This window comes from Actinoallomurus sp. CA-142502 (assembly GCF_050936355.1).
Lineage (GTDB): Bacteria > Actinomycetota > Actinomycetes > Streptosporangiales > Streptosporangiaceae > Actinoallomurus > Actinoallomurus iriomotensis.
Genome location: NZ_JBNJMY010000001.1, coordinates 7,504,572 through 7,521,588 on the forward strand (window position 1 = coordinate 7,504,572; position 17,017 = coordinate 7,521,588).

At 70.9% G+C, this 17,017-nt stretch carries 17 protein-coding genes; 3 read left to right on the forward strand and 14 right to left on the reverse strand.

Going from position 1 to position 17,017, the window contains the following annotated elements:
- Positions 1-20 precede the first annotated feature (20 nt).
- The 12 genes from ACQEV1_RS35180 to ACQEV1_RS35235 all read right to left on the reverse strand — a co-directional run bounded on the left by ACQEV1_RS35180 (position 21) and on the right by ACQEV1_RS35235 (position 8,906).
- On the reverse strand, positions 21-938 hold the full coding sequence (locus ACQEV1_RS35180; protein ID WP_433399793.1) for a hypothetical protein: 918 nt from the start codon (positions 936-938) through the stop codon (positions 21-23).
- Between the two features lie 444 nt (positions 939-1,382).
- Positions 1,383-2,117, reverse strand: coding sequence for a hypothetical protein (locus ACQEV1_RS35185; protein ID WP_285629656.1), 735 nt, complete (start codon positions 2,115-2,117; stop codon positions 1,383-1,385).
- Between the two features lie 64 nt (positions 2,118-2,181).
- Positions 2,182-2,817 (reverse strand): LysE family translocator, encoded by a 636-nt coding sequence (locus ACQEV1_RS35190; RefSeq protein WP_285629655.1) that lies wholly within the window; start codon positions 2,815-2,817, stop codon positions 2,182-2,184.
- Positions 2,818-2,872: 55 nt separating this feature from the next.
- Positions 2,873-3,613 carry an IclR family transcriptional regulator gene (locus ACQEV1_RS35195; RefSeq protein WP_433399798.1) on the reverse strand — a complete coding sequence of 247 codons (741 nt, stop codon included), beginning with the start codon at positions 3,611-3,613 and terminating at the stop codon, positions 2,873-2,875.
- 65 nt (positions 3,614-3,678) lie between these two features.
- Positions 3,679-3,834: a hypothetical protein gene (locus ACQEV1_RS35200; RefSeq protein ID WP_433399800.1), complete on the reverse strand. Its 156-nt coding sequence runs from the start codon at positions 3,832-3,834 to the stop codon at positions 3,679-3,681.
- A complete protein-coding gene (gene pcaC / locus ACQEV1_RS35205) occupies positions 3,821-4,204 on the reverse strand; it encodes a 4-carboxymuconolactone decarboxylase (RefSeq protein WP_433399803.1) in 384 nt (127 codons plus the stop codon). Before pcaC ends, ACQEV1_RS35200 begins: the two co-directional genes overlap by 14 nt.
- Positions 4,201-4,947, reverse strand: a complete 747-nt coding sequence (gene pcaD, locus ACQEV1_RS35210) for a 3-oxoadipate enol-lactonase (RefSeq protein ID WP_433399806.1) — start codon at positions 4,945-4,947, stop codon at positions 4,201-4,203. The genes pcaC and pcaD overlap by 4 nt, the downstream gene beginning before the upstream one ends.
- The gene (gene pcaB / locus ACQEV1_RS35215) at positions 4,944-6,185 is read right to left on the reverse strand and encodes a 3-carboxy-cis,cis-muconate cycloisomerase (protein ID WP_433399808.1); all 1,242 of its coding nucleotides are present in this window, start codon (positions 6,183-6,185) and stop codon (positions 4,944-4,946) included. Before pcaB ends, pcaD begins: the two co-directional genes overlap by 4 nt.
- On the reverse strand, positions 6,175-6,705 hold the full coding sequence (gene pcaG, locus ACQEV1_RS35220; protein WP_433399811.1) for a protocatechuate 3,4-dioxygenase subunit alpha: 531 nt from the start codon (positions 6,703-6,705) through the stop codon (positions 6,175-6,177). The genes pcaB and pcaG overlap by 11 nt, the downstream gene beginning before the upstream one ends.
- A 134-nt stretch (positions 6,706-6,839) precedes the next feature.
- On the reverse strand, positions 6,840-7,514 hold the full coding sequence (gene pcaH / locus ACQEV1_RS35225; RefSeq protein ID WP_433399814.1) for a protocatechuate 3,4-dioxygenase subunit beta: 675 nt from the start codon (positions 7,512-7,514) through the stop codon (positions 6,840-6,842).
- A gap of 10 nt (positions 7,515-7,524) precedes the next feature.
- Entirely contained in the window at positions 7,525-8,160 is a 636-nt protein-coding gene (locus ACQEV1_RS35230) for a CoA transferase subunit B (RefSeq protein WP_285629647.1), read from the reverse strand.
- Positions 8,157-8,906: a CoA transferase subunit A gene (locus tag ACQEV1_RS35235; RefSeq protein ID WP_433399817.1), complete on the reverse strand. Its 750-nt coding sequence runs from the start codon at positions 8,904-8,906 to the stop codon at positions 8,157-8,159. Before ACQEV1_RS35235 ends, ACQEV1_RS35230 begins: the two co-directional genes overlap by 4 nt.
- Before the next feature lie 243 nt (positions 8,907-9,149).
- Here ACQEV1_RS35235 and ACQEV1_RS35240 point away from each other — a divergent pair, with 243 nt between their 5' ends.
- Together ACQEV1_RS35240 and hrpA are read left to right on the forward strand one after the other, a co-directional pair.
- Positions 9,150-10,112 carry a cation diffusion facilitator family transporter gene (locus tag ACQEV1_RS35240; RefSeq protein ID WP_433399820.1) on the forward strand — a complete coding sequence of 321 codons (963 nt, stop codon included), beginning with the start codon at positions 9,150-9,152 and terminating at the stop codon, positions 10,110-10,112.
- Positions 10,113-10,194: 82 nt separating this feature from the next.
- Positions 10,195-14,067, forward strand: coding sequence for an ATP-dependent RNA helicase HrpA (gene hrpA / locus ACQEV1_RS35245; RefSeq protein ID WP_433399823.1), 3,873 nt, complete (start codon positions 10,195-10,197; stop codon positions 14,065-14,067).
- A 9-nt stretch (positions 14,068-14,076) separates the two neighbouring features.
- On the opposite strand, the gene ACQEV1_RS35250 is transcribed toward hrpA, so the two are convergent.
- Both ACQEV1_RS35250 and ACQEV1_RS35255 read right to left on the reverse strand, forming a co-directional pair.
- A complete protein-coding gene (locus ACQEV1_RS35250; RefSeq protein ID WP_433399826.1) occupies positions 14,077-14,652 on the reverse strand; it encodes a hypothetical protein in 576 nt (191 codons plus the stop codon).
- 68 nt (positions 14,653-14,720) lie between these two features.
- Positions 14,721-16,169 carry a flavin-containing monooxygenase gene (locus ACQEV1_RS35255; RefSeq protein WP_433399829.1) on the reverse strand — a complete coding sequence of 483 codons (1,449 nt, stop codon included), beginning with the start codon at positions 16,167-16,169 and terminating at the stop codon, positions 14,721-14,723.
- 82 nt (positions 16,170-16,251) lie between these two features.
- Here ACQEV1_RS35255 and ACQEV1_RS35260 point away from each other — a divergent pair, with 82 nt between their 5' ends.
- Positions 16,252-16,845, forward strand: a complete 594-nt coding sequence (locus ACQEV1_RS35260) for a TetR/AcrR family transcriptional regulator (protein ID WP_285629642.1) — start codon at positions 16,252-16,254, stop codon at positions 16,843-16,845.
- The last annotated feature ends 172 nt before the right edge of the window (positions 16,846-17,017 follow it).

Sequence of the window (17,017 nt, forward strand, 5' to 3'; positions counted from 1 at the left end):
CCACCTGCGCCGAGAACCTGTCACGAGCGTGACACGCCACCGTCGTCCAGCACCTTTTGCAGGAACGAGGCGACATGGGTGGACCTGTACGTCCCGTCCTGAAGGCCGACCTCGCGCGCTTCGTCCGCGTCGATGAACCGCAGGGAGCCCTCGGCGGTCTCCGCCGCGCCGAACTCGCCGGTGTCCACGATCCCGGGCCAGGCGTCAGGCCGGTGATAGATCGGCGGGTCGGCGGGAAAGAGGGCGAGCAGGCTCTCGTCGTGACCGACGACCGCCCAGGTCCCGTTCTTGATCTGGCTCTCCTCCGTGTACACCGGATGCCGCCGGGCCCTCGCACGGAGGTCCGGGCCGAGCCGTCCGTACGGTGAGCGCCCCTCGAAGAGTCCGAGCGCGGTGCCGAAGCGGTTCCGGGTCAGCACGAGGGCCAGGTGGTGACCACCCTCGCGTGCGGGGATCGCCAGCACGTCTCCGGGCCTCGGTCCGGGGATGCGCTTCTCCGGCACCTCGGCCGTGAGCCCGCCGATGTCCGCGCCCTGGACGTCGGCCAGCGGAACGCACCCGGAGCGCAGCACCCGGAGCAGAGCCTCCGCGAACCGCTGCGGGGTGACCGGGACACCGGAGACGGCGCTGAGCCGCTCGGCCAGCGCGGTCTGCCACTCCCCCGCGTCCACGAAGACGGCGTCGTTCAACTCCGGCACGCGGGACGGCCGCCCGCCCGCGTACGGCCTGCCGCCCGCCAAGGTGACCTGATACGTCAGCGGCTGCGGGAAGGTGCCGTCGGTGGCCTCACTGTTCGCCGGGACCGCCCAGCCGAGGACTTCCAGCAGTTCCGCGAGAGTGATCGGACCACCGACCTCGTGGGCGAAGCCGGACGCGACCTCGGCAAGCCCCGCTGCGACCTCGGCCGGAAGAGGACTCGCCTCGGCGTCGCCCTTCACCGTGTGTTCCCTCCCCTAACCGGCGCGTCGCCTCATCGGACGCGGGAGCGTTCGGTGGGGTCCGGGGGCGTTGTCCATCCCCCGGACCCCGGTGTGCCGCCCATTTGCACACACCGGCACGTTTAAGAGAGCGGATCAGTCCTGAGGTCGCCGCGCTCTTCCTATTGAGCTAACGCCGCACGTGGAGCGGCATGCCGGGCTCGAACCGGCACCTCGGCGAGTGTCGTCCGCACTCGGTCGATCCGGTGTTGAACGGCGAATGCTGAATCTGGAGCGAGAGTCTGAGTTTGAGCGGCTGGTGCGCCTCTGCCATTGGGCCATCCCGGCGTGTGGTGCCGGGAGGGGGATTCGAACCCCCACTTTTCTCTCCGCGTTCAAACTGAGCTTCAGTTTCAGCTTGCGCTCCTCACGCATCCCCCGCCCGGGGCGGGGGAGTCTTTGAGACTACCCCTCGAACAGGTAGCCGAAAATGGCGTCACCGGTGCGCTGGTCGGTGACCTCTGCGCCGTTGGCCTCCTCACGGGCGAACTTCACCGCACGCTGGAGCCGCTCCACCCGGTCGATGAGCTCGTTGATCCGCCGGGCGGGCAGCGCACCGGAGAACTTCGTCGTGGTCCAGTAGCCGACCGTGACGTCCTCGTAGTACACCTCGACCTGCGCCGGGTGCTTGTCGGTGGCCTCGGCCTTGACGTGGTTGCGCGGCACCTTCTTCGTACGGTTGGTGCGCACCGGCTCGGTCTTCCAGCAGTCGGCCGACTCGTCGAACGACCACGACTCCGCCGCGTCCAGCACCGGCAGCTTCTTGACGAAGGTGTGCAGATCGGTCAGCTGCTTCTCCAGGAAGAGCAGGTACGACACCGGGACGTCGCGCAGCAGGGTGCGGCCGTCGACCGTGATGTCGGCCTTGGCGGTGCAGTTCGCCCAGTCCTTGGTGGCGGTCACGTCGAACAGGCGCGTCATGACCTCCGAGGTACGGCGGATGACCTCCTCCGCCTTGACCTGCACCCGCGTGGACTCCGGCGGGAGCTGCTCGCCCTCTTCGTCCTTCGGCTGGTAGACCCGCGAGATACCGGCCAGCAGCGCCGGCTTCTGCAGGCCGTGGTGCGCATCGGTCAGGTCGCGGAGGGAACCGCTCTTGACGCCCTTTTCCACCGCGATGATCTGATTGAGCTTCGCCATTTTGCCCCCTTTCAAGCGAAAGGAACGCTATCGCGGGAACTGTGACGCCGCAGCCGATTAAAGGTCAGTCCTTGCGGCCCGTGACGGCGATGCCGAGGCCCAGACCGATCATGGCGAGGCCGCCCGCTCCCCCGACCAGCCGGAGGCGCCGTGGCGAGCGTCCGAACCAGGCGCGCGTTCCGCTGGCCGCCAGACTCCAGATCGAGTCGCAGATCAGCGCGATCAGGGCGAAGATCAGTCCGAGCGTGAACATCTGCAGAGGCACGCCGCCGCGGTCGCGGTCGACGAACTGCGGCAGCACCGCGGCGAAGAACACCACGGTCTTGGGGTTGGCGACGCCGACGAGGAAACCGTCCAGGCACGCGCGCCAGCCGCCGCGGTCGTTCGGGTCGGTGCGCACGTCGACGTGGCCGCGTCCGCTCAGCAGTGCGCGGGTGCCGAGGAAGACCAGGTACGCCGCGCCGCACAGCTTGATCGCGGTGAACAGGGCCACGGAGCGCTCGACCACCGCGCCGACGCCGAACGCGACCGCGCCGGCCACGACGAGGGCGCCCAGTTCGTTGCCGACGACCGAGACCAGCGCGGTGCGGCGGCCGTACGCCAGGGCCCGGCCCACGACGAACAGCACGCTCGGGCCGGGGATCACGATGATGATCAGGGCGGCGAGGCCGAAGGCCAGCGCCTGAGAGAAGGAGATCACCGCTCCGACGCTAGGCGCGTCCCAGCCGCCGCACAACGCGATTTTTCCGCGGTCGTCAGGCCAGGTCCCGCCACTCGGTGGAACCGCCATGGGCGACGACGTCGCGCGACAGCGCCCGGGTGGCCGCGAGCACGGCCGGCACGAGCCGGCGCAGGTCGGCGCCCTGCCTCCGGGTGACCAGCGACATCGCGGCCAGCACTCCGCCGTGCGGGTCGCGTACGGGTGCCGCCACCGAGCAGGAGCCGAGCGTCATCTCCTCGCTGGTCACCGCGTAGCCGGCCCGGCGGACGTCGGCCAGGCACGCCCGCAGCCGCTCCGGGTCGGTGATCGTACGCGGCGTGTGCGGGGTCAGGCCCTCGGCCAGCACACCGTCGACGAACTCGTCGGTGGAGAAGGCGAGCAGCACCCGGCCGACTCCGGTCGCGTGCAGCGGGAGTTCGGCGGCCACCCGGGTCACGATCGGCACCGACCGGGGGCCGCGCAGTCGCTCGAGGTAGAGGGCCTTGTGCTCGTGGAGCACGGCGAGCTGGACGTTCTCGTGGGTGACCTCGTACAGGTCCTCCATGTGCGGCAGCGCCAGCTCGCGCAGCGCGGTCGCGGCCGAGGCCTGGGCACCGATGCGCCACAGGCGCATGCCGACGCGGTACGAGCCGTCGGACAGGCGTTCGAGGAAACCGCCGGTGGTGAGTTCGCCGACGAGCCGGTGGCCGGTGGCCAGGGGCAGGCTCGCTCGGCGGCAGATCTCGGTGAGGGACAGCCGGACGCCTCCGGGCGCGAACGCCTCCAGAATCGCCATCACCTTCCCCGCCACACTGGGGGGTGTTCCCGCGCTCACCATGCCCTGCCTTCCCGACCCGGGCATCAACAATAAGGCGGCGTCCCGCCGCCGGCGTCCAGTTCGTCGAGGCGGTTGCCGTGGCGCATCTGGGTCGCCCGGACCGTCGTAAGGCTCTGGCTGAGATCGGTGAGCTGCTTGCCGTGCTCGGCCTGCCGCTTACCGATGTCATCCAGACTCACGCTTGGTGATCACGCCGTCCTCGATGAGGACGCGCTGGGCGACGGCGAAGGCGGAGTTGGCGGCGGGCACGCCGCAGTACACCGCGGTCTGCAGCAGCACCTCCTTGATCTCGTCGGCGCTGAGGCCGTTGCGCACCGCCGCGCGTACGTGCATGGCCAGCTCCTCCAGGTGGCCGCCCGCGACCAGGGCGGTCAGCGTGATGCAACTGCGCGTACGCCGGTCCAGCAGCGGCCGGGTCCAGATCTCGCCCCAGGCGTACCGGGTGATGAAGTCCTGGAAGTCGGCGGTGAACTCGGTCTTGCGCGCCTCGGCCCGGTCCACGTGAGCGTCGCCGAGCACCTCACGGCGGACCGTCATTCCGTCACTCATGGCGTCCCTTCCAGATGGCGGAGCATCGCGTACGTCACCGGCTCCGGTCGTTCGAGGTTGGCGAGGTGGGCGGCGCCCGGTACGACGACGAGCTTCGCGCCGGGGATGCCCTCGGCGAGCGTCTCGGCGTGGTCCAGCGGCGTGGCGACGTCCTCGGCCCCGGCGACGATCAGCGTCGGCGCCCGCACCTCGCCGAGCCGGTCGCGTACGTCGAAGGCGGCGAGCGCCTCGCAGCAGGCCGCGTAGCCCTCCGCGTCCACCCGCGCGAGCATCGCCCGCGCGGACCCGGTCCCGGCGTACGCGGGGGTGAACCACCGGCCGAGGAACGTGTCCGCGAGCGGTTCCAGGCCGCCGGCGCGCACCTTCGCGGCCCGGTCGTGCCAGGCGGCGGGGTCGCCGAAGCGCGCCGAGGTGCAGCACAGGACCAGGCTCGTGATCCGGTCGGGGTGCTCGATGGCCAGGGTGGTGCCGACCGCCCCGCCGAGCGAGACCCCGCCGTAGGCCACCTTGTCCAGGCCGAGCGTGTCGAGGAGGCCGGTCACCGCCGCGGCGATGTCGCCGACCGTGCCGTGGAGGAGGCCGGAGCCGCCGTGGCCCGGCAGGTCGTACCGGAGCACCCGCCGGCCGGCGGTCAGCGCGGCGAGCTGCGGCTCCCACAGGTCCATGGTCGTGCCGAGCGACGGGCCGAGTACGAGGACGGGCGCGCCGTCCGGCCCGTCGAGACGGTGGTGCAGCCGCGTCATCGGCCCGCCTGCCCGGTGTAGGCCGCGAGGGCGCGGTCGACGAGCTCGGGCGCGAGGCCGACCGCGTCGGCCGGGTCGACCCCGCCGGGGACCAGATCGCGCAGCGGGCGGCCCTCGCGCAGGGCGGCGGCGACCGTACGGTCGGCCTCGGCGCGGCCGGTCTCGCGTGCGAGGGCGGCGGCGACGTGCTCGGACAGCAGCTCGTCGCGCAGGTTCGCCCGCATCCGGTCCGGGAAGACCTCCAGCCCGCCGGCGAGTTCGGCCGCGGTCTCGGCCGCGCCGCCGGTCAGCCGCAGGGCGTCGTTCAGGGGCAGCCATTCGGCGTGCCACTCCCCCGCCGGCCGTTCCAGCCCGGCCGCCTGCGAGGAGAACAGGACCTGCGCGTACGCCGGCACGCGCAGCGCGGCGGAGCGGATCATGGTGGCGAGCACCGGGTTGCGCTTGTGCGGCATGGCCGACGAACCACCGCGGCCGGGCGCGGCGGGCTCGGCGACCTCGCCGATCTCGGTCTGGGCGAGCGTGACGACGTCGGTGGCGAACTTGCCGAGCGCACCGGCGACCAGGGCCAGCGCGGCGCCCAGTTCGGCCACCGGCGCGCGGAGCGTGTGCCAGGGCAGGACCGCCTCGGCCAGCCCGGCCTCCTCGGCGAACACCGGCAGCAGCTCGGTCGTGCCGTACGCCGCCATCGTCCCGGCCGCGCCGCCGAGCTGCGCGGACAGGCGTACGCCCGCGAGCGCCTCGCGCGCCCGCGCGACCGCGGTCAGCCAGCCGGCCGCGCGCAGCCCGAAGGTCGTCGGCACGGCCTGCTGCCCGAACGTACGGCCGGCCATCGGCGTCTCGCGGTGCTCTCGGGCGAGCCCGGCCAGGGCCTCGGCGGTGCGTGCGAGGTCGGCCAGGATGATCCGTCGCGTGCGGTCGGCGACCAGCATCGCGGCGGTGTCCATGATGTCCTGGCTCGTCGCTCCGTGGTGGACGTGCTCGCCGGCGGACTCGCGCAGGTCGGCGACCAGCGGGACGACCGGGTTGCCGGCGGCCCGCGCCCGTACGGCCAGGTCGTCCAGGTCGACGTGCGTGGCGAGGACGGCCTCGGCGACGCCCTCGGGGATCACGCCGAGGCGCGCCTGGGCGCGGGCGAGCGCCGCCTCGGCGTCCAGCAGCGCGCGCAGCCAAGCCTCGCCGGAGGCCGCCTTCTCGGCGGCGGTGCCGGCGGCGACCGGCGAGAGCAGGTCAGACGGCAAAGAAGACGGTCTCCTGTTCGCCCTGCAGACGGACGTCGAAACGGTAGGACCGGTCGTGCTCGCGGACGGCGACGAGCGTGTCGCGCCGCTCCGCCGGGACGCCGGACAGGACTGGGTCCCCGGCGTTCCCCGGCTCGTCCGGGAAGTAGATCCGGGTGATGACCGGTTTGAGCAGGCCACGCGCGAACACGAGCAGCGCGAGGTACGGGGTGGGGCCGCCCGGCTTCAGCGTGGAGAACCAGTAGTGCCCGGCGGCGTCGGTGCCGCAGCGGCCGAACCCGGCGAAGTCGTGCCCGTCGCGGGTCAGCGCGCCCACCGCGCGCGGCACCTCGCCGTCGGGTCCGGCCTGCCAGATCTCCAGGAGGGCGTCGGGCAGCGGCTCGCCCGCGCCGTCGAAGACGCCGCCGTGGATCCGGATGGCGTCGGGATGCCACTCGGGCACCACACGCGGGCCGTCGCCGTACGGGAGCGCGTAGCCGAAGAACGGCCCGACCGTCTGCGAAGGCGTCGTCTCGTTCATGAGTCCTCCTTCGTCGGAGGGTGTGACCACAGGAGCGTGTCTCTTGATTCCCTCGCTCCGCTCGGTCATGAGTCCCCCTTCGTCGGAGGGTGTGACCACAGGAGCGTGCCTTTTGATTCCCTCGCTTCGCTCGGTCATGAACCCTCCGCCGGGGTCGCGCCGAGGACGATGTCCCACTGGTAGCCCAGCGCCCACTCCGGGACGGTCGTGTCCATGTCGAGGCGGGAGATCAGGCGTTCCTTGACCTTCTCGTCCGCGATCGAGCCGAAGATCGGGTCGTAGGCGAACAGCGGATCGCCCGGGAAGTACATCTGGGTGACGAGCCGCTGGGTGAAGGCGGTGCCGAACACCGAGAAGTGGATGTGCGCGGGGCGCCAGGCGTTGTGGTGGTTCCGCCAGGGGTAGGCGCCCGGCTTGATGGTGACGAACCGGTAGCGCCCGTCGGCGTCCGTGAGGCAGCGGCCGGCGCCGGTGAAGTTCGGGTCGAGCGGCGCCGGGTGCTGGTCGCGCGCGTGGATGTAGCGGCCGGAGGCGTTGGCCTGCCAGACCTCCACCAGCGTGTTCGGCACCGGACGGCCGGAGGAGTCGAGCACGCGGCCGGTGACGATGATGCGTTCGCCCAGCGGCTCACCGCGGTGCTGCCGGGTCAGGTCGTTGTCGAAGGTGCCGAGTTCGGAGTGGCCGAACACCGGGCTGGACAGCTCGACGGCGTCCGGCCCGTACGCGGGCACGATCAGCGGCCGCGACGGCGCCCGCAGCGGGGTGCTCTGGTACGGCGGGTGGAGATAGGGAGGATGTGGATCGCTCACGGAGTCTCCTTCATGACGCGCTGGCGAGAGGCGGGTCGGTGCGTTCGCGGATCTCCTGCTCGCTCACGCCGGGCGCGGTCTCGACGAGGACGAGGCCGTCCGGGGTGACGTCGATGACGCCGAGGTCCGTGATGATCCGCTGGACGCAGGCGCGGCCGGTGAGCGGCAGCGTGCAGTCCTTGACGATCTTGGAGTTGCCGTCCCGGTCGTTGTGGCTCATGACGACGATCACCGTGCGGGCGCCGTGGACGAGGTCCATCGCGCCGCCCATGCCTTTGATCATCTTTCCGGGGACGGCCCAGTTGGCCAGGTCGCCGCGGGCCGAGACCTGCATCGCGCCGAGCACCGCCACGTCCACGTGGCCGCCGCGGATCATGCCGAACGACAGCGAGGAGTCGAAGTAGGACGCCCCGGGCCGTACGGTCACGGTCTCCTTGCCCGCGTTGATCAGGTCCGGGTCGACCGCGTCCTCGGCCGGGTACGGACCGACGCCCAGCAGGCCGTTCTCCGAGTGGATCACCACGTCGACGTCGGCCGGCAGGTACCCGGGGATGAGCGTCGGCAGCCCGATGCCGAGGTTGACGTACATCCCGTCGGCCAGCTCTTTGGCCGCCCGCTCGGCGATCTGCTCCCGCGACCAGCTCATTCGGTGACCGTCCGCTTCTCGATGGGCTTGTCGGCGGCCTGCTCGGGGGTGAGGGCGACGACGCGCTGGACGAAGATGCCGGGCAGGTGGACCTCATCCGGGTCGAGGGCGTCGACGAGCTCCTCGACCTCGGCGACCGCGGTGCGGGCGGCCATCGCGCACAGGGGGTTGAAGTTGCGCGCGGAACGGTGGAAGACCAGGTTGCCGTGCCGGTCGCCGCGGACGGCGCGGACCAGCGCGAAGTCGGTGGTGATGCTCTCCTCCAGGACGTACTCCCGGCCGCCGAACTCGCGGACCTCCTTGGGCGGGGAGGCCACCGCGACCTCACCGTCCGGGCCGTACCGCCAGGGCAGCCCGCCCTCGGCGACCAGCGTGCCGACCCCGGCCGGGGTGTAGAAGGCGGGGATGCCGCAGCCGCCGGCGCGCAGCTTCTCCGAGAGCGTGCCCTGCGGCATCAGTTCGAGCTCGATCTCGCCGCCGAGGTAGCGGCGGGCGAGCTCCTTGTTCTCCCCGACGTACGAGCCGCGCGCACGGGTGATACGGCCGGCGTCGAGGAGGCGGCCCAGGCCGAGGCCGATGGTCCCGCAGTTGTTCGAGACGATCGACAGCTCCGAGGCGCCCGTGGCGTACACGGCGTCGATCAGGGTGAACGGCACACCGCACAGCCCGAACCCGCCGACGGCGATCGACGCGCCGTCGCCGAGGTCCGCGACGGCCTCCGCCGCCGAGGAGACCACCTTGTCCATGCCCACCACCCTGCCAAGCCGTCGAGAGCGTTCATGACCATTCTTCCGCTCAGTGGAAAACGTGTGATCGCGGCCGGACCGGTTCGTGAGGGACGTCCGGAACACGTCGCAGGTCCGGACGCCGACGCCCCGGGGATCGCGGTGGCCCCTTGGTACCGTCGAACAGGCGGCGGGGACCGAGGAGGACGCACCGATGCAGCGGCCGACGAGCCACGTGGGACGACCGGCGGGAGCCCGGACGCCGTGACCGGCGCGCACGACCACGACGGCGGCGGTCACGGGCACACCCACGGTGTGAGCGCGGACTCCGACAAGCGCCTGCTCACCGCCGCGCTCGCGCTGATCCTGGCGTTCATGGCCGGCGAGATCGTCGTCGGCGTTCTCGCCCGTTCGCTCGCGCTGATCTCCGACGCGGCGCACATGCTCACCGACGCCGCGTCGATCGCCCTGGCGCTGGTGGCCATGCGCCTGGCGGCCCGGCCGCCGCGCGGCGGCTACACCTACGGCCTGACCCGCGCCGAGATCCTGTCCGCGCAGGCCAACGGGATCACCCTGCTGGTGCTGTCGGCGTGGCTGACCTACGAGGCGGTCCGGCGGCTGATCCATCCGCCGGAGGTGACCGGCGGGATGGTGCTCGGCACGGCCCTCGCCGGGGTGGTGATCAATCTGGGCGCGACCTGGCTGATCGGCCGGGCCAACCGCGACAGCCTCAACGTCGAGGGTGTCTTCCAGCACATCGTGACCGATCTGTACGCCTTCGTCGCCACCGCGGTCGCCGGGCTCGTCGTGGTCCTGACCGGCTTCGGGCGGGCGGACGCGATCGCCTCGCTCCTCGTCGTGGCCCTGATGGTCAAGGCCGGCGCCGGGCTCGTACGCGACTCGGGGCGGATCTTCCTGGAGGCCGCGCCCGCAGGTCTCTCGCCCGAGCGGATCGGGCAGGCCCTGGCCCGCCGCCCGCACGTCGTCGAGGTGCACGACCTGCACATCTGGCAGATCACCTCGGGCATGCCGGCGGCCTCGGCCCACGTGCTCGTGGCCCTCGGCGAGGACTGCCACGCCGTACGGCACGACTTGGAGCACGTGCTGGAGAAGGACTACCAGATCACCCATACGACGCTTCAGGTCGACCACGCCTCGGAGCAGTTGCTGACCATCGAGCGACGGCACTGCGACGACCCGCACGGCCCCAGCCACCGGAGAAATTGAGTGGCGGAGCACCCCGTCATGGGGCAACGTAGAGGTCCCAGGCACCGGGCAGTCCGGATGCTTGCCTATTCTGTCCGGATGTATGGGATCTTCGCTTTCTGACGTGCGGTCGCGGCTGCCCGAGCTGATGCTGCGCGACCAGCACCGGCTGCGCCGCCGTCTCGACGGCATCCGTGGCGTACGCGACGACGCCGCTCGCGAGGACGTCCTCGCGAAGGTCACCGCCGATCTCGAGGCCGCCGAGCTGCGGGTCGCGCTGCGCCGCGACGCCATGCCCGAGGTGACCTACCCCGAGGCGCTGCCGGTCAGCCGCCGCAAGGACGAGATCCGCGAGGCGATCGAGAACAACCAGGTCGTGATCGTCGCCGGGGAGACCGGATCGGGCAAGACGACGCAGCTGCCCAAGATCTGCCTGGAGCTCGGACGGGGCGTCAAGGGGCAGATCGGGCACACCCAGCCGCGCCGGCTGGCCGCGCGCACGGTGTCCGAGCGGATCGCCGAGGAGCTGCACACCACGATCGGCGAGACCGTCGGCTACCAGGTGCGCTTCACCGACCATTCCAGCGACACCACGCTGGTCAAGGTCATGACCGACGGCATCCTGCTGAACGAGCTGGCGCGCGACCGGATGCTCCGGCGCTACGACACGCTGATCATCGACGAGGCGCACGAGCGCAGCCTCAACATCGACTTCATCCTCGGGTACATCAAGCGCCTGCTCCCCCGCCGGCCCGACCTTAAGGTGATCATCACCTCGGCCACCATCGACCCGGAACGCTTCTCCCGTCACTTCGGCGACGCGCCGATCGTCGAGGTGTCCGGGCGCACGTACCCGGTGGAGGTGCGGTATCGGCCGGTCGAGGAGGACGACGACCCGACCCAGGCCATCCTCGACGCGGTCGACGAGCTCGCCCTCGAGCCCCCGGGCGACGTGCTGGTCTTCCTGTCCGGCGAACGCGAGATCCGCGACACCGCCGACGCCCTGGACAAGCACGCCAGGCGAAGGAGCGCGGTGTCCTGGGAGGTCCTGCCGCTGTACGCCCGGCTGTCGGCGGCCGAGCAGCACCGGGTGTTCCAGCCGCACGAGGGGCGCCGGATCGTGCTGGCCACCAACGTCGCGGAGACGTCGCTGACCGTCCCCGGCATCAAGTACGTCATCGACCCGGGCACCGCGCGGATCTCCCGTTACAGCCACCGTACGAAGGTGCAGCGGCTGCCGATCGAGCCGGTGTCGCAGGCGTCGGCCAACCAGCGCAAGGGCCGCTGCGGGCGCGTCTCGGAGGGCGTGTGCATCCGGCTCTACTCCGAGGAGGACTTCCTCGCGCGGCCGGAGTTCACCGACGCGGAGATCCTGCGGACCAACCTCGCCTCGGTCATCCTGCAGATGACCAGCCTGGACATCGGCGACATCCTCGACTTCCCGTTCATCGACCCGCCGGACCGGCGCAACGTCAAGGACGGCGTCGCCCTGCTGGAGGAGCTCGGCGCCCTGTCGTCGGGGAAGCTGACGTCGCTGGGCCGCAAGCTCGCCCAGCTGCCGGTCGACCCGCGGCTGGCGCGGATGGTGCTGGAGGCCGACCGGAACGGCTGCGTACGCGAGGTCATGGTGATCGCCGCCGCGCTGTCCATCCAGGACCCGCGCGAACGGCCCGCCGAGAAGCGGCAGGCGGCCGACGAGAAGCACGCGCGGTTCGCCGACAAGGAGTCGGACTTCCTCGCCTACCTCAACCTGTGGGACTACCTCCGCGAGCAGCAGAAGGAGCTGTCGGGGAACCAGTTCCGCCGGCTGTGCAAGCAGGAGTTCCTCCACTACCTGCGCGTCCGTGAGTGGCAGGACATCTACGGCCAGCTCCGGCAGGTCGGCCGCGACCTCGGCGTGACGCTGAACAGCACGCCCGCCGATCCTCAGCAGGTGCACGTCTCGCTGCTCGCCGGGCTGCTGTCGCACATCGGCCTGCTGGACGAGCCGAAGAAGGAGGCCAGGAAGGACGGACGCCGCGGCCCGCGCGAGTACGACGGCGCGCGGAGCGCCCGGTTCGCCCTCTTCCCGGCCTCCGCCCTGGCCAAGAAGCCGCCGCGCTGGGTGATGGCGGCCGAGCTGGTGGAGACCTCGCGGCTGTGGGCGCGCATCGCCGCCCGGATCGAGCCGGAGTGGATCGAGCCGCTGGCCGGGCACCTGGTCAAGCGCACCTACAGCGAGCCGCACTGGGAGAAGAAACAGGGCGCCGTGATGGCCTACGAGAAGGTCACGCTGTACGGCGTGCCGATCGTGGCCGAGCGCAAGGTGAACTACGCGCGGATCGAGCCGGAGCTGTGCCGGGAGCTGTTCATCCGCCACGCTCTGGTCGAGGGCGACTGGGACTCCCACCATCGCTTCCTCCGCGACAACCGGCGGCTGCTGGAGGAGGCCGAGGAGCTCGAACACCGCGCCCGGCGCCGCGACATCGTGGTGGACGACGAGACGCTGTTCGAGTTCTACGACGAACGGGTCCCCGCCTCGGTGGCGTCGGCGCGACACTTCGACTCCTGGTGGAAGAAGGCGCGGCGCGAGACGCCGGACCTGCTGCTGTTCTCCACGTCGATGCTGGTCAACGAGACGGCGGGCACGGTCACCCGGGAGGACTATCCCGACTCCTGGCAGGTGGACGAGCAGCGGCTGGCCCTCTCGTACCAGTTCGAGCCGGGCACGGAGGCCGACGGCGTCACGGTGCGGATCCCGCTGCCGGTGCTCAACCAGGTGGACGCCTCGGGCTTCGACTGGCAGATCCCCGGCCTACGCGAGGACCTGGTCACCGAGCTGATCCGCTCGCTGCCCAAGCGCCTGCGGGTCAACTTCGTGCCGGCGCCGGACGTGGCCCGCAAGGTGCTGGACCGCCTGGACCCGTCGTCGGGCCCGCTGCTGGAGTCGCTGTCCCGCGAGCTGCGCGCGATGACCGGCGTGGACGTCCCGGTCTCGGCGTGGGACCTGTCCCGGGTGCCCGACCACCTGAAGATCACCTACCGGGTGGTGGACCGCCGCGACACCCTCGCGGAGGGCAAGGACCTGGACGAGCTGAAGCGCCGCCTCGCCCCGAAGGTGTCGGCCACGCTGGCGCGGGCGTCGGACGCGATCGAACGCCAGGGCCTGCGCACCTGGGACTTCGGCACGCTCCCCCAGGTGCACGAGCGGGGCCGGGTCAGGGCGTACCCGGCGCTGGCCGACGAGGGCGACAGCGTCGCGATCCGCACGTACGCGACCGAGGCGGAGCAGGCGCGCTCAATGTGGCGCGGCACACGACGGCTGGTGCTGCTGAACTCCCCATCGCCGGCGAAGGTGTTGCAGTCGAAGCTGTCGAACCAGGCCAAACTCGTGCTGAGCACGACGCCGCACGGCAGCGTGGCCGCGCTGCTGGACGACTGCGCGATGTGCGCCGCCGACAAGCTGATCACCGACGCCGGCGGCCCGGTGTGGGACGAGGCGGGTTTCACGCGCCTGAAGGATTACGTGCGCGCGGAGCTCTTCGACACGACGGCCGTCGTGTTCAACCACGCCCAGCGGATCCTGGCCGCCTGGCAGGAGGCCGAGGCGCGGCTGAAGAGCACGACGAGCCCGACGCTGGCCCCGTCGGTGACCGACATCCGCGCCCAGCTGGGCCGCCTGATCTTCCCCGGCTTCCTGACGGCGGCGGGCTTCCGCCGCCTGCCGGACGTGCTGCGCTACCTGCGCGCGATCGCCCGCCGCCTGGACCGGCTGGCCGAGGACTACCACCGCGACGCCGAGAAGATGCGGCAGATCCAGCAGCTGGAGGCACGGTACGTCCGCACCCGCGACGCCCACCCGGGCACCCCGAAGATCCGCGAGGTCCGCTGGATGCTGGAGGAGCTGCGGGTGAGCTTCTTCGCCCAGCAACTCGGCACCGCGTACCCGATCTCGGAGAAACGCATCCTGAAGGCGCTCGATGCGGCCTCCGCGTAGCGCCCTGCCTCACTGCGTGACCTTTTCGTCCCCTTCTTCGGGCTCGTCGTCGACGCCGAGATCCCTGCGCATGAGCGTTCGCATGTGCTCGATGTGGCGCAGACAGCCTTCACTGCGGGAAAGCGCGCCCTCGACCGTGTCGCCCTCTCCCGCTTGACCACCGTCAAGGCGTTTGGCAATGGCGTACACGTCTACGAGGCGACCTCGGACCACGCCTGCGGCCTTCAGCACGTCCCGCGGAGCGGTCAACTGCGTCTCCGCGTGGTGTTCCATGTAGGTCCGGCGTGTGTCCTCGACCGCCAGTCGGAGGTCGCCGTCCACGTTGCCGGACCGGATTCCGTGCAGAAGATCATTGATCGCCAAGCGATGCTGCCTGATCGCGACGTTGAGTGAGAGATAGCAACCGCGCCGCTGTTCCCGCCACTCCTTCTCGTGCGTCGCCGCCCGTTCTTCTTCTCGCTGACGCCGTGCGAGGTCGAAGTCGTCACGCTTGTTCTTGGCCGCTGATCGTTGAGCCAGATAAGTCGTCACGACCGAGCCTGCCACAGCGATCAGGGCTACGAGTAGCGTGCTGACGTTAGCCAATTCTTCGCTCCTCCGCCGCGGTCGGGCAGCACCGTACCGCAGTCCTGAGGAGCGCAGCGGGCGGCTCGTCAGCGGGACAGGTCGTAGTCGCGGTGGCGGGCCTTTCGGGTGCGGGCCCAGTACTCGAAGGTGAAGCCCGGCCACAGCGTGCGGTTGACGCCCTTGTCGTCCAGGTACCAGCTCTTGCAGCCGCCCTCGTTCCACACCGCCTTGCGCAGGCGGCGCTGGAGGCCCCGGTTGAAGCGTCGCTGTGCCTCCGGGCGTACCTCGATGACGTCGGCCTGCTCCTCCGACAGCATCCGCAGGCAGCTCAGCACGTGCTGGACCTGGGACTCGATCATGAAGACGACCGAGTTGTGGCCGAGCCCGGTGTTGGGGCCCAGGAGCATGAACAGGTTCGGGAAGCCGGCGATGGTGATGCCGTGGTGGGCCTCGATGCCGTCGGCCCAGGCCTCCTGGATCTTCACGCCGCCGCGGCCGACGATGCGCTGCTCGGCCAGGGCGTCGGTGACCTTGAAGCCGGTGCCGTAGATGATGACGTCCACGTCGTGCGCGGTGCCGTCGGCGGTGACCAGGCCGGTCTCGGTGATCTCGGTGATCTGCCCGGTGACCACGTCGACGTGCGGCTGGGACAGGGCCGGGTAGTAGTCCGAGGACAGCAGGATGCGCTTGCAGCCGATCGTGTAGTCCGGGGTGACCTTGGCGCGCAGCTCCGGGTCGGGCACCTGGCGGGCGATGTGCGCGCGGGCCACCTTCTCCTGCGGGGCCATGAGCTTCGGGCTGATCGTGAAGCCGACCGCGCGGGCCTCCAGCACCCAGTAGATCGCGTCGCGGAAGGCGCGCGTCGCGCCCGGCATGTACCGGAACATGCCGCGGGCCCACGCCGGGAAGACGAAGTCGGGTTTCGGCTGGATCCACGGCGGGGTGCGCTGGAACACGCGCAGGCTCGCCGCGCGCTCGGCGACCTTCGGCACGAACTGGATGGCCGACGCACCGGTGCCGATCACCGCGACCCGCTTGCCCGTCAGGTCGCAGGAGTGGTCCCACTGCGCGGAGTGGAACGCCGTGCCGGTGAAGCGCTCGGCGCCGGGGATGTCCGGCACCGCCGGGACGTGCAGCGCGCCGATGCCCGACACGACCGCCTTGGGGGTGAGCACGGTGCCGTCGTCGAGGGCGACGCGCCAGTGGCGCGCCTCGTCGTCCCACTCCAGGGAGTCGACCGCGGCGCCGTACCGGATGTGCGGCGCCAGCCCGTACTTGTCGACACAGCGCCGCAGGTAGGCCCAGATCTCCTCCTGGGGAGCGAACATCCGCGACCAGCCGGGGTTCAGCTCGTACGAGAAGGAGTACATGTGGGAGGGCACGTCGCAGGCGCAGCCCGGGTATCGGTTGTCGCGCCACGTGCCGCCGAGGTCGTCGTCCTTCTCCAGTACGACGAAGTCGTCGAATCCGGCCTTCTTCAGCTGGATCGCCATGCCGAGGCCGGCGAAGCCCGAGCCGATGATCGCGAGTTTCACGTGACCTCCCGTTCGAGGACCTACTCGCAGTAGGTTACCAACGGTAGGTTACCGCCGGTAGGTTCTGAGATACAGTTCACATGTGGAGACCAGACGTCGCCGGATGACGCGAGCCGAGCGCGAGCGGCAGATGCTCGACGTCGCCGAGGAGGTCTTCGCCACCCAGGGGTACGGCGCGGTGTCCATGGAGGAGATCGCGGTACGCGTCGGGCTGTCCAAGCCGATGCTGTACGAGTACTTCGGCTCCAAGGAGGGCCTGCTGCTCGCCACCATCGCACGGGCGCGGCGCGAGCTGCGCGAGACCACCGAGCGCGCGGCGGCCGAGGGCGACACCGCCGAGGACAAGCTCTACAACGGCTACCTCGCCTACTTCCGCTTCAACGAGGCGCACCGCCGCGCGTGGCTGGTGCTGCTCCAGGAGCCGGTACTGAGCGGCGACGCGGCCGACGAGATCGAGGCGACGCGCCGGCAGCAGACCGACCTGATCGTCGCGCAGATGGAGTGGCTCACCCCGGACCGGCCGAGGCGCGACCTGGAGGCGTACGCGGAGATCATCGTCGGCGCCTGTGAACGCCTGGCCCTGTGGCGCATGCGCAACCCGGACGTCACCCCGGAGGAGGCGGCCCGCCAGATGATGGACGTGACCTGGAGCGGTCTTTCCACGTACGGCGGCTGAACGACGCCAAGTCTGATTACTCCTTGTTGTCCAAAGATCGCGTTATGTCCGGATGCCGGGCGGGGAACAATCCCGCCATGGTGATCGACGCGTTTGGCCTGGCCGACGTCACGTGACGATGCGCCGTCGGCGGCCGGTCAGCCGGCCGCCCGGTCGTCCGCGACGCCCGCGG

Bases quoted from the DNA above. Each gene is read 5' to 3' on its own strand.
- ACQEV1_RS35185 (WP_285629656.1), bottom strand. From the start codon at position 2,117: ATGGCGAAGCTCAATCAGATCATCGCGGTGGAAAAGGGCGTCAAGAGC.
- ACQEV1_RS35195 (WP_433399798.1), bottom strand. From the start codon at position 3,613: ATGGCGATTCTGGAGGCGTTCGCGCCCGGAGGCGTCCGGCTGTCCCTC.
- pcaC (WP_433399803.1), bottom strand. From the start codon at position 4,204: ATGAGTGACGGAATGACGGTCCGCCGTGAGGTGCTCGGCGACGCTCAC.
- pcaD (WP_433399806.1), bottom strand. From the start codon at position 4,947: ATGACGCGGCTGCACCACCGTCTCGACGGGCCGGACGGCGCGCCCGTC.
- pcaG (WP_433399811.1), bottom strand. From the start codon at position 6,705: ATGAACGAGACGACGCCTTCGCAGACGGTCGGGCCGTTCTTCGGCTAC.
- ACQEV1_RS35230 (WP_285629647.1), bottom strand. From the start codon at position 8,160: ATGAGCTGGTCGCGGGAGCAGATCGCCGAGCGGGCGGCCAAAGAGCTG.
- ACQEV1_RS35235 (WP_433399817.1), bottom strand. From the start codon at position 8,906: ATGGACAAGGTGGTCTCCTCGGCGGCGGAGGCCGTCGCGGACCTCGGC.
- hrpA (WP_433399823.1), top strand. From the start codon at position 10,195: ATGGGATCTTCGCTTTCTGACGTGCGGTCGCGGCTGCCCGAGCTGATG.